The organism is Ferrimonas futtsuensis DSM 18154, assembly GCF_000422645.1.
GTDB lineage: Bacteria > Pseudomonadota > Gammaproteobacteria > Enterobacterales > Shewanellaceae > Ferrimonas > Ferrimonas futtsuensis.
Window position 1 is genome coordinate 47,206 of sequence record NZ_AUGL01000008.1, and the last position, 16,600, is coordinate 63,805.

General features: G+C 59.2%; 13 protein-coding genes. 10 read left to right on the plus strand and 3 right to left on the minus strand.

The window, feature by feature from the left end; all coding sequences use genetic code 11:
• The first annotated feature begins 38 nt into the window (after positions 1–38).
• The 8 genes from G505_RS0106435 to G505_RS0106475 all read left to right on the plus strand — a co-directional run bounded on the left by G505_RS0106435 (position 39) and on the right by G505_RS0106475 (position 7,494).
• A complete protein-coding gene (locus tag G505_RS0106435; protein ID WP_028108829.1) occupies positions 39–251 on the plus strand; it encodes a hypothetical protein in 213 nt (70 codons plus the stop codon).
• A gap of 35 nt (positions 252–286) precedes the next feature.
• The gene (locus G505_RS0106440) at positions 287–1,189 is read left to right on the plus strand and encodes a bifunctional methionine sulfoxide reductase B/A protein (RefSeq protein WP_028108830.1); all 903 of its coding nucleotides are present in this window, start codon (positions 287–289) and stop codon (positions 1,187–1,189) included.
• A gap of 47 nt (positions 1,190–1,236) precedes the next feature.
• Complete coding sequence (locus tag G505_RS0106445) at positions 1,237–1,785, plus strand: heme NO-binding domain-containing protein (RefSeq protein ID WP_028108831.1); 549 nt, start codon at positions 1,237–1,239, stop codon at positions 1,783–1,785.
• On the plus strand, positions 1,785–3,443 hold the full coding sequence (locus G505_RS22355; RefSeq protein ID WP_051215938.1) for a hybrid sensor histidine kinase/response regulator: 1,659 nt from the start codon (positions 1,785–1,787) through the stop codon (positions 3,441–3,443). Before G505_RS0106445 ends, G505_RS22355 begins: the two co-directional genes overlap by 1 nt.
• 99 nt (positions 3,444–3,542) lie before the next feature.
• A complete protein-coding gene (locus tag G505_RS20755; protein WP_051215939.1) occupies positions 3,543–3,995 on the plus strand; it encodes a DUF2780 domain-containing protein in 453 nt (150 codons plus the stop codon).
• Between the two features lie 192 nt (positions 3,996–4,187).
• A complete protein-coding gene (locus G505_RS0106460) occupies positions 4,188–6,257 on the plus strand; it encodes a methyl-accepting chemotaxis protein (protein WP_028108832.1) in 2,070 nt (689 codons plus the stop codon).
• A gap of 416 nt (positions 6,258–6,673) precedes the next feature.
• Complete coding sequence (locus tag G505_RS0106470) at positions 6,674–6,943, plus strand: hypothetical protein (protein ID WP_028108833.1); 270 nt, start codon at positions 6,674–6,676, stop codon at positions 6,941–6,943.
• Between the two features lie 95 nt (positions 6,944–7,038).
• Positions 7,039–7,494: a low molecular weight protein-tyrosine-phosphatase gene (locus G505_RS0106475; RefSeq protein WP_035385142.1), complete on the plus strand. Its 456-nt coding sequence runs from the start codon at positions 7,039–7,041 to the stop codon at positions 7,492–7,494.
• 86 nt (positions 7,495–7,580) lie between these two features.
• Here the strand turns inward: G505_RS0106475 and G505_RS0106480 are convergent, their stop codons facing one another.
• Together G505_RS0106480 and rne are read right to left on the minus strand one after the other, a co-directional pair.
• Positions 7,581–8,957 (minus strand): cytochrome c biosynthesis protein, encoded by a 1,377-nt coding sequence (locus G505_RS0106480; RefSeq protein WP_028108835.1) that lies wholly within the window; start codon positions 8,955–8,957, stop codon positions 7,581–7,583.
• Positions 8,958–9,183: 226 nt separating this feature from the next.
• Positions 9,184–12,642, minus strand: coding sequence for a ribonuclease E (gene rne, locus G505_RS0106485; protein WP_028108836.1), 3,459 nt, complete (start codon positions 12,640–12,642; stop codon positions 9,184–9,186).
• A 552-nt stretch (positions 12,643–13,194) separates the two neighbouring features.
• On the opposite strand from rne, the gene rluC reads away from it, so the two are divergent.
• Both rluC and G505_RS0106495 read left to right on the plus strand, forming a co-directional pair.
• Complete coding sequence (gene rluC, locus G505_RS0106490) at positions 13,195–14,175, plus strand: 23S rRNA pseudouridine(955/2504/2580) synthase RluC (protein ID WP_028108837.1); 981 nt, start codon at positions 13,195–13,197, stop codon at positions 14,173–14,175.
• On the plus strand, positions 14,172–14,816 hold the full coding sequence (locus G505_RS0106495) for an HAD-IA family hydrolase (protein WP_028108838.1): 645 nt from the start codon (positions 14,172–14,174) through the stop codon (positions 14,814–14,816). The genes rluC and G505_RS0106495 overlap by 4 nt, the downstream gene beginning before the upstream one ends.
• A gap of 155 nt (positions 14,817–14,971) precedes the next feature.
• Here the strand turns inward: G505_RS0106495 and G505_RS0106500 are convergent, their stop codons facing one another.
• Entirely contained in the window at positions 14,972–16,261 is a 1,290-nt protein-coding gene (locus G505_RS0106500) for a citrate synthase (protein WP_028108839.1), read from the minus strand.
• Positions 16,262–16,600 lie beyond the last annotated feature (339 nt).

Here is a 16,600-nt window from a genome sequence, read left to right on the forward strand (position 1 = left end):
GGGTCAGTGACGACCAATACTGGAAAAGGAAAACTGCTATGCGACTTGGATTTTTGGGATTATGTGGTGTGTTGTTGCTCAGTGGCTGTGGACAACCCGATGCCACCTGGGTGCACGACACCAAGGACAGCCAGGCCTTTATGGCCGATCGGGACAGATGTAACAGCCGTACCGATGACAGTCAGGCAAATTTCAATGATCGCTTTGCCATCTGCATGCAATCAGCTGGCTGGCGCCTGGAAGCCCACTAGGGCGCGGTGATCTTTGCTGAATCTTAGGAGAGTCTATGCCCAAGCGTCCTCTGACCTCGGATGAACAGCAGGTGCTTCACCATAAGGGGACCGAGGCCCCCTTCAGTGGCCGGTTTCTCAATCACAGCAGTGACGGGCATTACCTGTGCCGAGATTGTGGGGCTCGCCTCTACCACAGCGACGGTAAGTTTGATGCCGGGTGTGGCTGGCCGGCGTTTGAGACCCCGGTGACCGGGGCGGTGACCGAGCAGGTGGATGCCGATGGCCGGCGCACCGAGATACTCTGCAGCGCCTGCGGCGGGCATCTGGGCCATGTCTTTCGCGGAGAGAGGCTGACCCCAGCCAACGAGCGTCACTGTGTCAACTCCCTGAGCCTGGCCTTCGAGCCTCAACAGGCATCCGGCATCGACACCCTCACCCTGGGTGGAGGCTGTTTTTGGTGCATCGAAGCGGTGTTTCGTCGGGTCAATGGCGTCCTCTCGGTTCAGAGCGGCTACGCCGGTGGTCAGAGTGAGAACCCCAGCTATCAGGCGGTGTGCGGTGGCGGCACCGGTCACGCCGAGGTGGTGCGCATCCGCTATGACACTGCCCTGGTGGATCTGGATTCCCTGCTGGAGCTGTTTTTTGCCGCCCACGACCCCACCACACTGAATCGTCAGGGCGCGGATGTGGGTACCCAGTACCGCTCCATTGTGCTGTGCAATGATCCGACGCAGAGGCAAAAGGTCGAGGCCTTTGTCGGTCGGCTGGATGCGTCCGGCCTGTTCGCCGCCCCCATAGTGACCGAAATCACCGATGATGCGCCCTTCTATGCCGCCGAGGAGGGGCATCAGGAGTATTACGAACGTCACGGCGGTCAGCCCTATTGCCAGGTGGTGATCTCTCCTAAAGTTGCCTCTATTTATCAGCGCTTTGCGGATAGGCTTAAGGAAGAGTAATGGTCTAAGCTTATTTTCAGAGCCTATCTCCATGCCAGGGAGGCAAGATGCAAGGTATTATTTTTACGGAGTTTTTGGACCTAGTCGACAACGCTTTCGGCCCGGACGTTACCGAAGCGATGCTGGAGCGGGTTTCGCCTGCCAGCGGCGGGGCCTACACCCGCGTAGGCAATTATGACCACCAGGAGATGGTGCAGCTGGTGGTGACCCTCAGCGACCTGGTGGGCAAGCCCGTCCCCGAACTGCTCTATACCTACGGTTATCACCTCTTCCCCCGATTGGTGACCCTCTACCCACAGCGACTGGCGGATTGTCACGAGAGTTTTGAGTTTCTTCAGGTGGTGGAGAACGAGATCCACACCCAGGTAAAAAAGATCCACGCCCATGCACAGGTACCTACCTTCGAGTTTCCCCACACCGACAGCGGTTACATGGAAGTGATCTACAACTCTGAGCGAGGCCTGGCCGACGTAGCCCACGGTCTGATTGCCCACTGTTGTGATCACTTCAAGGAGCGGGTGGAGATAGAGATGGAAGATCTCAGTGGTGAACGTAAGACACGGGTCGCCTTCAGGCTAACCAAGCAGGTGAACTGATGTCGGAGATCTGGCAGAAACGCTATCAGAGGGAGCGCCAGGCCCGAGAGGAGGCGGAGGCGTTGCTGGAAAGCAAGAGTCTGGAGCTCTATCAGGCCAATCAGCGACTGGAGGCGGTGAATCAGCAGCAGGCCGGTGAGATTCGCCTGCGGCAGAGGTATGACACCTACCTGCTCGGCGTCAGCCGGGAGTTGCTAGGCTGTAACGTCGTGGCCCCTTTCGATGCCATCCGAGAGTGTCTCAATCGCCTGGGTCTTTTGCTCGATGCCCAGTGGGTGGGGCTGGAGTGGGGCCGCGGCCGTACTCTGGGGTGGCCCAGTCTGTACAACGGCCCCTGGCCCAAGCGTCAGAGCGGCCCCCTGGCCAGTGGCGAGGCGATGCTCCGAGAGTCCGGTTACCTTCGTGGCCATCAGTCGGTGGACACCGGGGTACGCCTGGTGGTGCTTTTTGACGGTGAATTGAGCTGGCAGGAGATTCAGCAGTCTCTGTTGCGGGATTTGTGTTCTTTGCTCAACGCCTTCTATGACAACTGGCTGGCTTTTACCCAGTTGAAACTGGCGGAGCAGGAGACCCACAGGATGTCCAACCTGCGCTCCCGGTTCCTGGCCATGGTGACCCATGAGCTGCGCACCCCGATGAACGGGGTATTGGGGTGTGCCGACCTGTTGGCTTCCACCAATCTGGAGAGTGAACAGCGCCAATTACTCCGGGTTCTGACTCAGTCCGGTCAGAGTCTGCTGGCCCTTATCAACGATGTTCTGGACTACAACAAGATCGAATCCGACCAGTTCTGTCTGAACGATAAGGCCACCGACCTGCATCAGTTGTGCCGGGATACTCTGGAGATTGTCCGGCCCCTGGCGGCGGATAAGGGCTTGGAGCTGGATTACCGCCTGGAGGGCAGGCTGCCCGAGTCGGTCAAACTCGATCCCAGCCGCTATCGGCAGGTGTTACTCAATCTGCTGGGTAACGCCATCAACCATACCGAGTCCGGCGGCGTGATCCTTGGACTCAAGGGGGCCTTGTCCGACTCGGGGGCTGAGGTGACCACCTCGGTGACTGACAGCGGGCCCGGGATCAACGCCGAATTCATGGGGCGGCTGTTTGAACCCTTCTCCCAGCAGAAGGGGGAGGGCAGTGGCACCGGCCTGGGGCTGTCCATCAGCCAAAAGCTGGTGAGGCGTCTCGGTGGTGAACTGCAGGTGGAGAGCCACCCGGGGGAGGGCTGCCGTTTCCACTTCACTCTGAATCTGGAGAGCTGCCCGCGGCAGAGCACCGAGCGTGAGCAGCAGTCCATTCACAAAAGCGGCAACATCCTGGTGGCCGAAGACACCAAGGCCAATCAACTGGTCGTGCGGATGATGCTGGAGCGTCAGGGGTGTCGAGTGACCATAGTGGAAAACGGCAGGGAGGCGCTCAAGCAGGCCAGTGCCCACTCATTTGACCTGATTCTGATGGATTGCAGTATGCCGGAGATGGATGGGTATTCCGCCACCGAGGCGCTGCGCCGCAGAGGATGCCGGATGCCGATTCTGGCACTGACCGCCACCACCACCGCCGAGGCGCACCGCATGTGCCTGGATGCGGGCATGGATGCGGTGCTGCACAAACCGATCCACAGGGAAGCCCTGGTGAATGCCCTGAATCAATGGCTGTAAGCCCCACCTGGGTAGGAGGGCGTACGCTACCCCTAAATAGGCAGTGGCCAGCAGTTCTCTGGTCTATGCTTGATGAACATTGGCCATTTGGAGTCTCCCATGTTGAAGCTGTTTGCCCCTCTGTTACTGTCTCTGCTCTGCGTATGCTCACCGGCCCAGGCGATGGATGATCTGCTGGGCCTGGTGACCTCCCAACTGGGGGTCTCTCAAGAGCAGGCCAGTGGCGGAATCGGTGCCCTGTTGGCCACTGCTGAACCCAACCTGGCGCCGGAAACCCTGGGTCAGCTGTCTCAGGTGCTGCCCGGAATGGATGGCCTGATGCAAGTGGGGGGCGATCTGCTGTCAAAGGCGGGGGAGGGCAACGGAACCTCGGGTTTGCTCGGCACGGTTCTGGGGCAGAGCGGTGGTGCCCTGATGGGACTGAATGATGCCTTCGCCTCCCTGGGACTTTCGCCGGAGATGGTAGCCAGTTTCAGCCAGATACTGCTCGATTACGTCGATCAACAGGGCGGAGAGGGGCTGATGAAACAGCTTCAGACCGCACTGATTTAGTGAGTTGAACTCGTTTGATTTTCAGTGTGATCTTCCTAACAGAACCCGGGGTGCAGGCGGCCAAAATTTATTCGGCAGCCTCTCAAAACAGGAGTGCCCCCACAACTGGTGAAAATCCTCTTTGCAGATATTGAAATATTGTCTCCAGCTATATTAGATGTACCTTAACTAGAAGGTTGGCTGGAGCCCCTGATGACCCTCACCATTCGCTGGAAATTGGCCATTCTCATTGCCGGAGTGCTGTTGGCTGTCAGCAGCTTCTTCGGTGCCAACCTGTATTGGATTGAATCCAAAGTGCTGGATCAGCAGCAGCAGCAGGTCTCCGCACGGGTCGAGGGGCTGATTCGGGATAATCTGGCGGGACAGGTGGAGACTCTGGTCCGGGGGGTGGGAGTTGCCTACCGGGCTACGGAAGAGCAGGAGATTCGGCAGGCCCTGGCCAGGGAACTGGCGTCGGTGCGTGACTCGGTGGAAAGGATGTATGAAAACAACCTGACCGACGATGAGATGATGCTGCTCTATACCTTCATCAATGAGTACCGCTGGGGAGAGGGTCGTTACCTCTTTGCCTACGATGCAGACTCTTTGGCCAACGAAGCCTCGGGAAATGGCGAGGTGGCGGTGGGCAACTCGAGGGATGCCCAGGATGAGAAGGGCAACTTTTACGCCCGAGACATCGTGGCATCCGCACGCAGCAGTAAGATTGGATTTGCCAGCTACTTCTTTACCAATCCGGCCACCGGCCTGGTGGAGGAGAAGCTGTCCGCCTCCTTCTACTTTGAACCCCTGAATTTGGTGATAGGCACCGGCGAATATCTGAGCACCCTGAAAACCTCGGCCAGAGAGTCGGTGTTGACCGCGGTGGCGGAGTCCAGGTTCGGGGAGTTCGGTTATTTCTGGATTCAGGATCGTGAGGGGAAGATTCTCGCCCATCCGGATCCGGCCCTGGTGGGGGCGGTATCCCCGGCAACCCAGGCGGTGACTCAGGCACTGACCGGTCGCGCAGAAACGGTACTCAAGACCCTGGAACCCAACCCTTCAACGGGCGAGCGTGAACCTCGCATTACCTATGCCCGGTCGGTGTTCCCCCGTTGGGACTGGATCATCGTCACCGGCGCGTTCGAGCATGAGGTGACCGACATCGAGCAGGGGCTGAGCGGGGCGATGGCGGAACTGTTCAGTGCCGAGGTGCTAAAGAGCATCAGCTATTCTCTGGTACTGCTGGTGTTGACCATGGCGCTGTCGGTGTTTCTGCTGAACAAGATCATCGCTGAGATGCGGGATCTCCAGGCCAGAATCGAAAACCTGTGTACCGGAGATGCGGACTTGACCGCCAGGCTGGAGGTCAAGACCGAAGATGAGCTTGGGGCCATTCGCAAGGCGTTCAATCAGTTTGTGGAAAATCTGCAGGGGATGATGCTGCAGGTGAAACAGACCAGTGATCACATCACCCAATCCCTGGCTGAGCTGGACAACCAGACCCAGCGTAACAGCCAGGCGCTGGAGCGCCATGCCAGGGAGACCTCCCTGGCGGCCACCGCCATCACCCAGGTCAGTGCCAGTGCCGATACCGTGGCTGAGGGAGCGGCAGACACCTCTGCCATGACCCGTTCGGCCACAGGTCAGGCTCAGGAGTCCCGGACGACCGTCAAGCAGGCCTCGGACAGCGTCAGGGCGCTGATAGGGGAGATGGAACAGGCGGCGGGCGGCATTGACTCCATGAACCAGGATACCCAGAAGATCGCCTCGGTACTGGGGGTGATAGGCGAGATCGCTGAGCAGACCAACCTGCTGGCGCTCAATGCGGCCATCGAAGCGGCCAGGGCGGGGGAGCAGGGACGGGGATTTGCCGTGGTGGCCGATGAGGTGCGTAACCTGGCTTCCCGAACCCAGGGAAGCACCGCCGAGATCAATCAGATCATCACCCAGCTGACTCGGAGTGCCGGCGATGCGGTCGCCATGGTTCACAACACCCGGCACAGCTGCACCCTGGTGGCGGAAAACACCGAACGGGTGACTCTCAGCCTGGAACAGATGGGCAATGTCATTGGCGATATCGACCAGTTCAGTGGCCGCATCGATCAGGCGGCACGCCAGCAGAGCGCCGTCAGCGACGAGATCAGCAAAAATGTGCACTCCCTCCAGTCCATGGCCATGGAGCTCAGTGACAATGGTGAAATGGTGGCCAACAGCGCCCGCAACCTGGCCTCGGCCAACCAGCAGCTGAGCGGCCTGGTAGACAGATTCAAGCTTCAATCCTGACCCTGGAGCCAGGGGGTGTCTGACTTCGGTCAGATGCCCCCTTTTTCCCGCGCATTATCAGTAAACTAGGGGTAAGCTGCCGACAACACCAGACAACAGGGACTATACTTAAAGGGCCAACTCCACAGTGCAAGGGGGCGTCCGACGAGTTGGTCAACCTCCCTCCCTGCCTTCTCTGTACAGGAGGTACTCATGGACTGGTATTACATCACTCATGTCTTATTCACCCAGGATATCTTGGGGCAGCTGCTGCTGATCGTTCCCATCGTCGCATTCGTCTACTGGACCGCGACCCGGACCTGAATCGGGCCAGCACCGCCATCGACCAGGCATTCTGGCCCATTTCAGCGCGGGCAACGTCAGGGGTGAACAATAATTAGGCGGAAATGCCTAAAATTTCGGATTACCCTCTAGGTATGAAGCAATGGGCCTGTGCAGCAGGTCTTCTGCCGGCCGGACTCAATGGGGTCGGGGAGAATACCCTGCTGCGGGGCAAGGTCATCGATACTGGAGAGGTGGTCATGTCTGTATCTTCAACCCTTGTTACCGCAATCATCCATTTTATCCTGACACTGGTTTTCGTATTGGCTCTGGCTCTGGGGTGGGTGTGGCTGGTCCGCTGGCGCTTCGATGTGCCCGGATCGATCACCGATGAAGAGATCGATGCGGATCTGCATTTTCACTGAGTGGGGCTGAACTGGTGCCGCTTAGCGGACTCGCCGTCTTTTCGGGCTTCTGATAGGCTGAGGTCGTTACCGCAGATTCGACTTAGATAAGCCTTATGAATTACAAAACTGTTTCCTCTGTACTTTTTGTCTGCCTTGGCAACATTTGCCGCTCCCCAACGGCGGAGGCGGTGTTCCGCCACCGGTTTGAGTCCGCTGGCTTGCCGCTGGTGCTGGATTCCGCCGGAACCGATGCCTACCACGCCGGAGAGCAGCCGGACAGGCGCTCTGCCGCCGCCGGGCGACAGCGAGGCTATAACTTCTCAGGCATGCGTGCACGGCGGGTCACCGACGAGGATTTCGAGCAGTTTGACCTGATTTTGGCCGCCGATGGCAGCAACATGCGGGATCTGAAGGCTCGCTGCCCGGCCCATCTAACCTACAAACTGGCCATGATCGTCCAGTCCGGGGAGGTGCCGGACCCCTATTACGGCGGTAGCGATGGCTTCGAACTGGTGCTCGACCTGCTGGAGCAGGCGGCGGACAGCTGGATAGCGCGGCTGGCCCGCTAACTCCCTGGCTTAAGGGGGCATAAAGCATGAAAAAGCCGGCTCTCAGAGCCGGCTTTTTGGTGTCGGGTCGAAAGGCCATCACGCCCTTACGCTTGTTTCCGCTCCCAGCGGCGCTTGATGGGCACGATGACGGCGGTGACCAGTATGGCCACCAGAATCATGCCGATGGCCACCACCGGGCTCTGAAGTGCGTTGGGGTTGACCGCCAGGGTACCGCCCAGGGAGAGCATCATCACGCCGGACATCAGCTTCAGGGTCTGGCCCTCCTTCTCGGTCAGCTTGCGCTTGCCCATGGTCAGGGCGAACACGGTCACAATGGCCGCCAGAGGGATCACATACACCACGTTGTACATCACCAGGTACATGTAGCGGGTGCTCTCAGCCATATCGTGCATGGAGAGCACGCTGGTGTAGATCATCGGGAAACCGGCAGTGCACAGCAGTTCGTAGGCATTGGCCAGGATCGCCAGTACGGTGGAGCCGACGATCATCGCCGCCAGGCTGGACGCACTGGAAAGTTTGCCCATGCGTTTGATCAGGCCGGTTCGGTTCTCTGCTGACATGGAGAGGGAGATCTCTCCACGCTGCAGGAAGAACTCCTTGACGTTGATGACGCCGGCCACAATGGCCAGTATCCCCGCCGCCAGAATGATCCAGCCGCCGTCGGAACCATCGCCCAGCAGTTGGAACAGGTTGAGCCAAGCGGTCATGAACAGGAAGTAGATCAGCCCTGAGAAGAAGACGAAGATGCCGCCAACAATCAGCATGCGGCCGCGGCTCTTGGCATTCACCATTACGCTCAGCAGGAACAGCAACACAAAGAAGGCGCAGGGGTTGAAGGCATCCACACCGGCCAGCACCACGGTCAGGGCGGGCAGAGAGAGTTTCTCAGGATTGACCACCCCGATGAAGGGCAACTCGACAGGCTGAACCGCAGGGGCATTCATGTCGGTGATGCCACAGGTACCATCCTCGCCATCGCCACACTGGGCGCCCAGGTCGAGCGGGGCGTTCATGTCGACGCTGTCGCTGGCCACTGGGGCAATGCCGCTGAGGCTGCCACCCAAGCGCTGGTAACAGGCACGCAATTGGTTTTCCAGGAACTGGCCCGTGGTCTGCTCGCTGGTGTAGCCGACAATGGGGGTGCCACACACCGCCATAAAGGGCACCGAAGTGGGCTCGGTGCCGGTCAGCTTGGCCACCTTCTGCCAGTGGCTGCGGGTGCCTGCATCCTGGACTTTGTAGTCCTTGAGATCGATCCAGGGGTACTGAGCCAGCAGTTTATCTTCGATGAAGGGGTGGGCTTCGGCGCAGTGAGGGCAGGTTTCAGACCAGAAGAAGTAGAGGGTGACTCTGGGCTCCCCGGCACTGTCATGGGTAAACCAGTCCGCATCGGCGGCCTGGCTCAGAGGAGAGAGGAAAATAAGTAGCAGACCTAAAAGCAGGCCTCTGATGGGATTCATCAAGAATCACTCCTAAAACCGGTTAACTACCTTGTTAGTATTCACTCTAATAGCCTAAGTTCAGTGCTCGTAAAGGATTTTTATCAGGATGTTACCCACGGCACATTTTGGCCCCGATTCCTGATAAAAAGCGGCAGAGGCGCACACACTCCCGGCCCGGTGAACGATTCGGTACGGGCATAAAAAAACCGGCAGACTGGGCTGCCGGTTTTTCTTGTCGCTTCGCTTACTCTGCGTCGGTCGGCTTGGTCATGCCGGCGTTGGAGGAGAAGCGGTAGCGGCTTTGAGCAAAGTCGTTCGGCTTGGCTTCCACCTTGGCCTCTTCACTCTTAGGCACAACCACAGGTTCAAATTCCGGAACCTCAACCTCTGGGGTGGCGGCCTGCGAGAACGCAGCTTTGGCAAAGCGGCTGCCAGCAGTCTTAGGCTCGGCGGCTTGGGCTTCCACCGCCTTGGGCTCGGCGGCTTGGGCTTCCACGGCCTTGGGCTCGGCGGCTTGGGCTTCCACCGCCTTAGGCTCGGCGGCTTTGGCGTCTACGGCCTTAGGCTTAGGCTTAGGCTCGGCGGCTTGGGCTTCCACCGCCTTGGGCTCGGCGGCTTGGGCTTCCACGGCCTTGGGCTCGGCGGCTTTGGCGTCTACGGCCTTGGGCTCGGCGGCTTTGGCGTCTACGGCCTTGGGCTCGGCGGCTTGGGCGTCTACGGCCTTAGGCTCGGCGGCTTGGGCGTCTACGGCCTTAGGCTCGGCGGCTTGGGCGTCTACGGCCTTAGGCTCGGCGGCTTGGGCGTCTACGGCCGTGGGCACGTCGGCTTCCTCAGCCTCTACCGCCTTAGGCTCGGCAGCTTCGCTGCTCTTGGCTTCGGCCTTGTCGGACTTCGGTTTACGACTGCGAGGTTGACGGCTGCGGCGAGGCTTAGGGGCTTCCGCCTTCTCGTCAGATTCGCCTTCCGGAGCGTCTGCCTGGCCGTCGAACATCTCCAGCTGTGTCTCTTCGGCCATCTCAGTGGCTTCCGGGTAGCGGGCGGTCACAGGATCCTTCTGAGCTTCTGCTTCCAGATCGGCTGAGTCCGCTTCGCCTTCACCATTGTCATCATCGCGCTTGCGACGACGGCGCTGGCCGGCGGCACGCAGGTGGCGTGGGCTGCGGCGGCTGCGGCGATTGTTTTCACGCTCGCCCTCTTCGTCGTTCTCGCCTTCCTCTGTCTGAACCTCGTCGGCCTTGGCCTCCATGCCTTCCTGAGCCTTAGGCTTGGCATCGACCTTGGTTTCCGCAGGGACTTCGGTGGCGACGACCTCAGCGACCTGAGCATCAACAACTTTTGGCGCTTCCTCGGCAACCGGGGCGGTCTCTTCAGCCTTGGCGGCGGGGGCGCTGTCGCGACCTTCGGCGCCCAGGCGAACAGATTTGTCCATCTTGCGGCGTTGACGACGCTCCTTCACCACTTCGCGCTCACGCTTCTCCTGCTTGGGAGACTCCTGGGCTTCACCAGCTTCGGCGGCTTCGGTGGCTTCGGGTTCGAGATCCTTGCGGCGACGACGCTGACGGCTAGGCTGCTCCTGCTTGTCTTCAGAGCGGGCCTGCTGTTCGGACTGACGACGCTCCTGTCTCTCCTGAGACTTCTGCTCGTCGCGACGGTCATCACGGCGACGGCGGTCTTTACGCTCGCCACGCTCCTGACGTTCGCCACGCTCCTGACGCTCGCCGCGCTCCTGACGCTCGCCGCGCTCCTGGCGCTCGCCGCGCTCCTGGCGCTCGCCACGCTCTTTACGGTCGCCACGCTCTTTGCGGTCACCGCGCTCTTTGCGATCACCTCGTTCGCCGCGCTCTTTACGGTCGCCACGCTCTTTGCGGTCACCGCGCTCGCCACGACGACGGTCGTTACGGCGGCGGTCACCGCGCTTGCCGTCACGGGATTCCTTCTTGTCTTCCTGCTTCGGTTGCTCCTCTTCGCCGCCGAACAGGGACTTAAGGGCACCGGCCAGCTTGGTCAGCAGGGAGGGCTTCTCCTCTTCAACCTTAGGCTTTCTGTCCTTCTTAGGTTGAGGCTTGGCGTTCTCCTGCTTCGCCTTGGACTGCAGCTTCAGCTCTTCAGGCTTAGGCGCCTCCATGGCACGAATGGCGGGACGGTCAGCAACCTGCTTCTCCAGTTTGCGCGGCTCGTAGAGGACCGGCTCTGGCGCTTCGGCAATCTTGTAACTGGCTTCGGTGATGGTGTCATCCTTACGGTGACGCGCCACGGTGTAGTGTGGGGTCTCCATGTGAGGATGAGGAATCACGTACACCTCAACCTTGTGACGCTCCTCGATGATGCGAATCGCTTTGCGCTTTTCGTTCAGCAGGAAGGCGGCCACGTCGGTGGGCACTTGGGCCTCGATCTGGGCGGTGTTGTCCTTGATCGCTTCCTCCTCCATCAGGCGGAGGATGGACAGAGCCAGGGACTCGGTGCCGCGCACCACACCCTGTCCGCTACAGCGGGGGCAGATGTGTGCGGAGGACTCACCCAGGGAGGGGCGCAGACGCTGACGGGACATCTCCATCAGGCCGAAGCGGGAGATGCGACCGATCTGTACGCGGGCGCGGTCCTGACGGACGGCGTCACGCAGGCGGTTTTCCACCTCTCGCTGATGGCGCACTGGGCCCATGTCGATAAAGTCGATAACCACCAGGCCACCCAGGTCACGCAGGCGCAGCTGGCGGGCGATCTCATCGGCGGCTTCCAGGTTGGTCTGCAGCGCGGTCTCTTCGATATCGCCACCCTTGGTTGCCCGGGCGGAGTTGATGTCGATGGCGGTCAGTGCCTCGGTTGGATCGATAACGATGGAGCCACCGGAGGGCAGTCGAACTTCACGCTGGAAGGCAGATTCGATCTGGCTTTCAATCTGGTAGTGGGTAAACAGCGGCACTTCGGCCTTGTACTGTTTAACACGGCTGACGTAGTCGGGGCGCACCAGGTTGATGTGCTGAATCGCTTCGTCGTAGATGCGGGGGTGATCCACCAGGATTTCACCGATGTCACGGCGCAGGTAGTCACGAATGGCGCGCACAATCACGTTGCTTTCCTGATGAATCAGGAATGGTGCGGCGCGGGATTGTGAAACCTCCTGGATCTTGTCCCAGTGGTTCAGCAGAACCTTGAGATCCCACTCCAGCTCTTCGGCGGCTTTGCCGACGCCGGCAGTGCGAACGATGAGGCCCATGCCCTGGGGCACGGTCAGCTGGCTCAGGGCATCCTTGAGTTCGGTCCGCTCATCACCTTCGATGCGGCGGGAGATGCCGCCGGCACGAGGGTTGTTGGGCATCAGAACCAGGTAGCTGCCAGCCAGGCTGATGAAGGTGGTCAGGGCGGCGCCCTTGCTGCCACGCTCCTCTTTGTCCACCTGAACGATCACTTCCTGACCCTCTTTAATCACCTCTTTGATGTTGGGGCGACCTTGGAAGGAGTAGCCTTCGGGGAAGTACTCGCGGGCGATCTCTTTCAGGGGGAGGAAGCCGTGACGCTCTGAGCCGTAGTCCACGAAGGCGGCTTCCAGAGAGGGCTCTACGCGGGTGATTTTACCCTTGTAGATATTGGCTTTTTTCTGCTCGTGGCCTGGTGCTTCAATATCCAGGTCGTATAGACGTTGCCCATCAACCAGGGCAACACGCAACTCTTCGGATTGAGTTGCGTTGATCAACATTCTTTTCATTTTGGGTGGTCCAATTTTCCATTGGTCACCGCTTTCAGGTCGAGCGTCGGCTGCACCGGCGCCCCAGGATCAATTTTTAGGCAGTCTCACGACTGGTTGACCGGGGCTTTGCCCATCAACACATCCGGTTACTTGGGGGGTTGGCTGCGGGCACGCCGCAGATGCTCTGTCTCAACCCCGGTTCACTTTGCTGTGCAGCTTACAACTGCTGCCGCAGCGCCAAAGGGCGTTGCGGCCGAAATTCTATCCCGGTACATCACCGGACGGAGGACCTGAAACGGTTTCCGATTTTGCATTCCTGTTTAGGGGTCAACTGCTCGGTTGGAGCTTCACGCCGGTCCTGTGGCAGGAGAGAGTTCCTCACTGTCCCGGACCTGGCATCGAAGGTCTTATCTATAAAAACCGGTAGCAGGACCAAATCTGTGCAGACGCGCTAAAAATTCATCTTTTAGTCAAGCTGCAACCGCAAGAATATAGCAACTTCCTCCCCTTGCGGCAATCAACATTCTCCATATTGTCCGCCTGAGTGCGATTAGGTGTACAATGGCGCCCATGACTGATTCATCACAGAGTAATTCACCCAAGGTGCAATGGGTGACCGTGGAGCCTGACTACGAAGGCCAGCGGATTGATAACTTTTTGCGCACTTTCCTCAAAGGGGTTCCTAAAAGCCTTATTTATCGACTGCTTCGTAAAGGTGAGGTCCGGGTCAACAAGAAACGGATCAAGCCGGAGTACAAGTTGCAGGCCGGTGATCAGCTGAGGATCGCCCCCATTCGTGTTTCTGAAAAGTCTCAACAGGACAACCTGCCCTCCGCCAAGCTGACCAAGGTGGCCCAACTGGAGGAGTGCATCGTCTACGAGGACAAACTGATCCTGGTGATCAACAAGCCCTCGGGCATTGCGGTGCATGGCGGCAGCGGGGTGAACTTCGGTGTCATCGAGGCCCTGCGTGCCCTGAGACCGAAAGAGAAGAACCTGGAACTGGTACACCGGCTGGATCGGGCCACCTCCGGACTGTTGATGCTGGCCAAGCGCCGCAGCGCCCTGAAGCATATGCAGGACCAACTGCGCAGCAAGACCATGAAGAAGCAGTATCTGGCGCTGGTAAAGGGCAAATGGCAGGACAGAGACCGTGTGGTCAGCGAGCCTCTGCTGAAAAACACCCTTAACTCCGGCGAGCGCATGGTTCGGGTCAGTGGCGAGGGCAAACCCTCAGAGACCCGTTTCCGGGTACTGGAGCGCTTTGGTGCCGATGCCACCCTGGTTGAAGCCAGCCCCATTACCGGCCGCACCCACCAGATTCGGGTGCACACCCAGTGCAAGGGACACCCTATCGCCTGTGACGACCGTTACGGTGATGACAGCTTCGACCGCAGCATGAAGGGCAAAGGACTCAATCGTCTGTTCCTCCATGCCCACAAGCTGCGATTCCTCCATCCGGGGGAGGAGGTCACCATGGAGCTGGAGGCGCCGCTGGAGCCCAGGCTGCAGAAGCTGATTACGCAGCTGAAGTCGGAGGGGGCCGCATGAGCCAGTGTGATCTGGTGATCTTCGACTGGGACGGCACCCTGATGGACTCGGTGGACCGCATCGTCGACAGTTGGCAACGCGCCTGTGGTGAGCTGTCCATGGCGGTGAACTGTGCCGAGTCGGTACGTTCCATCATTGGTCTTTCCATCGAGTCCGCCATCGACACCCTGGTGCCGGAGATGGATCCTCAACGGGTCGAGCCCTTTATCCAGGCCTACCGCAGCTGGTACCTGGAGCGCTCCGATGTGCCTACCCCGCTGTTTGATGGCGCCGAGGCGCTGCTGCATGAACTCAAGGGGCAGGGGTACCGGTTGGCGGTGGCAACCGGCAAGGGCCGGCCCGGACTGGAACGGGTACTGGACGCTTCAGGGCTGCGGCCGCTGTTCGATGCCAGCCGCACCCCCACCGAAGCGGCCTCCAAGCCTCACCCGGAGATGATCCTGCAACTGTGTGGCGAGCTAAACTGCCAGCCGGGCAGGGCGATGATGGTGGGCGATGCCCTGTTCGATCTGGAGATGGCCAACCGCGCAGGTGCCATCGGTGTGGGGGTGTCTTACGGGGCTGGGTCTGTCGATGTACTGCGCTCTGCTTCGCCGAAGGGGATCATTCATCACCCCATGGAGCTGCTAGAACTGCTTTGAGTCTGTTAAAAAGGGAGTTGGCACAGGAAATGTGTGGGTATTTTTCGATTGAGGCAATCGAATTCTCCGACAAACAATGATGCCGCCGCCGACCCGTCAGACAGAAAAAACCCGGAACCTGGTTCCGGGTTTTTCTGTTTTGGGGCGCGTTGACCTTAGTCCCGGTCAGACAGCTCGGCGTAATCACGCTTGTCGGCACCAGTGTAGAGCTGACGGGGCCGGCCAATCTTGTGGCCTGGCTGGCTCAGCATCTCCTGCCAGTGGGCAATCCAGCCCACGGTGCGGGACAGGGCGAAGATCACAGTGAACATGGAGGTTGGAATCCCAATGGCCTTCATGATGATGCCGGAGTAGAAGTCGACGTTGGGATAGAGTTTCTTCTCAACGAAGTAGGGGTCTTCCAGCGCAATGCGCTCCAGCTCCATGGCCACGTCCAGCAGTGGATCATTGATGTCCAGCTCTTTGAGCACCTCGTGGCAGGTCTCACGCATCACGGTCGCACGGGGATCGAAGTTCTTGTACACCCGGTGGCCAAAGCCCATCAGGCGGAACGGATCCTCCTTGTCCTTGGCACGGGCGATGAACTCAGGGATACGGTCAACGGTACCGATCTCTGCCAGCATCTCCAGACAGGCTTCATTGGCACCGCCGTGGGCGGGTCCCCACAGCGAGGCCACACCGGCCGACACACAGGCGAAGGGGTTGGCACCGGAGGAGCCCGCCAGTCGCACCGTGGAGGTGGAGGCGTTCTGCTCGTGGTCCGCATGCAGGATGAAGATGCGGTCCATGGCGCGCTCAACCACAGGGTTCACCTGGTAGTCTTCACAGGGCACAGAGAACATCATGTGCAGGAAGTTACCGGCGAAGGAGAGGTCGTTGCGTGGATACACGAATGGCTGGCCAAGGTTGAACTTGTAGGCCATGGCCGCCAGGGTCGGCATCTTGGAGATCAGACGGTAGGCGCAGATCTCACGGTGTTTGGGGTCGTTCACATCCAGGGAGTCGTGGTAGAAGGCGGACAGAGCGCCTACCACACCACAAAGAATCGCCATGGGGTGGGCATCGCGGCGGAAACCTTTAAAGAAGGTGGAGATCTGTTCGTGAACCATGGTGTGGTAGGTCACTGTTTTCTCGAACTTCTCCAGCTCCGCCTTGCCGGGCAGCTCACCGAACAGCAATAGATAGCAAACTTCTATATAACTGGAGCGGGTGGCCAGTTGGTCGATGGGGTAGCCGCGATGCAGCAGCACGCCCTTGGCGCCGTCGATGTATGTGATTGCAGACTCACAGGAAGCGGTGGCCATAAAGCCAGGGTCAAAAGTGAAGTACCCATGCTTGCCCAGAGTGCTGATGTCGATTACATCAAAGCCCGCGGAGCCCTGTTTAATGGGCAGTTCCACCGCTTCCTGGCCTGGAACCTGAAGTGTGGCTTTAGATTCAGCCATACCGTGTTCTCCTTACTACATTCTTGTTATCTATCCGTAACGTCCGTCCCATTTTAAGAGACAGCAATCACAAAAATCAATTGCCTGGTCGGATGTTTAATCGAAATTGCTTCACTTTCATGCACTTTTGGACGCTATTCACAGCTCACTGCCGGTTCGGATGGATCTGTGTGGCAAATCTCAGAAATTGGCAAAATGTGATGTTTGTAATCAAAAACAGCGCTATGTATACTGGGCGCGGGCCGCTGAAAAGAGGCAGTAGAGCGGTGAGGTCCTGCGGAATTACCCAGCAATCACTCGGCTAAAATATTGCCTATTTTCTGTTTAAAACGCCTACCT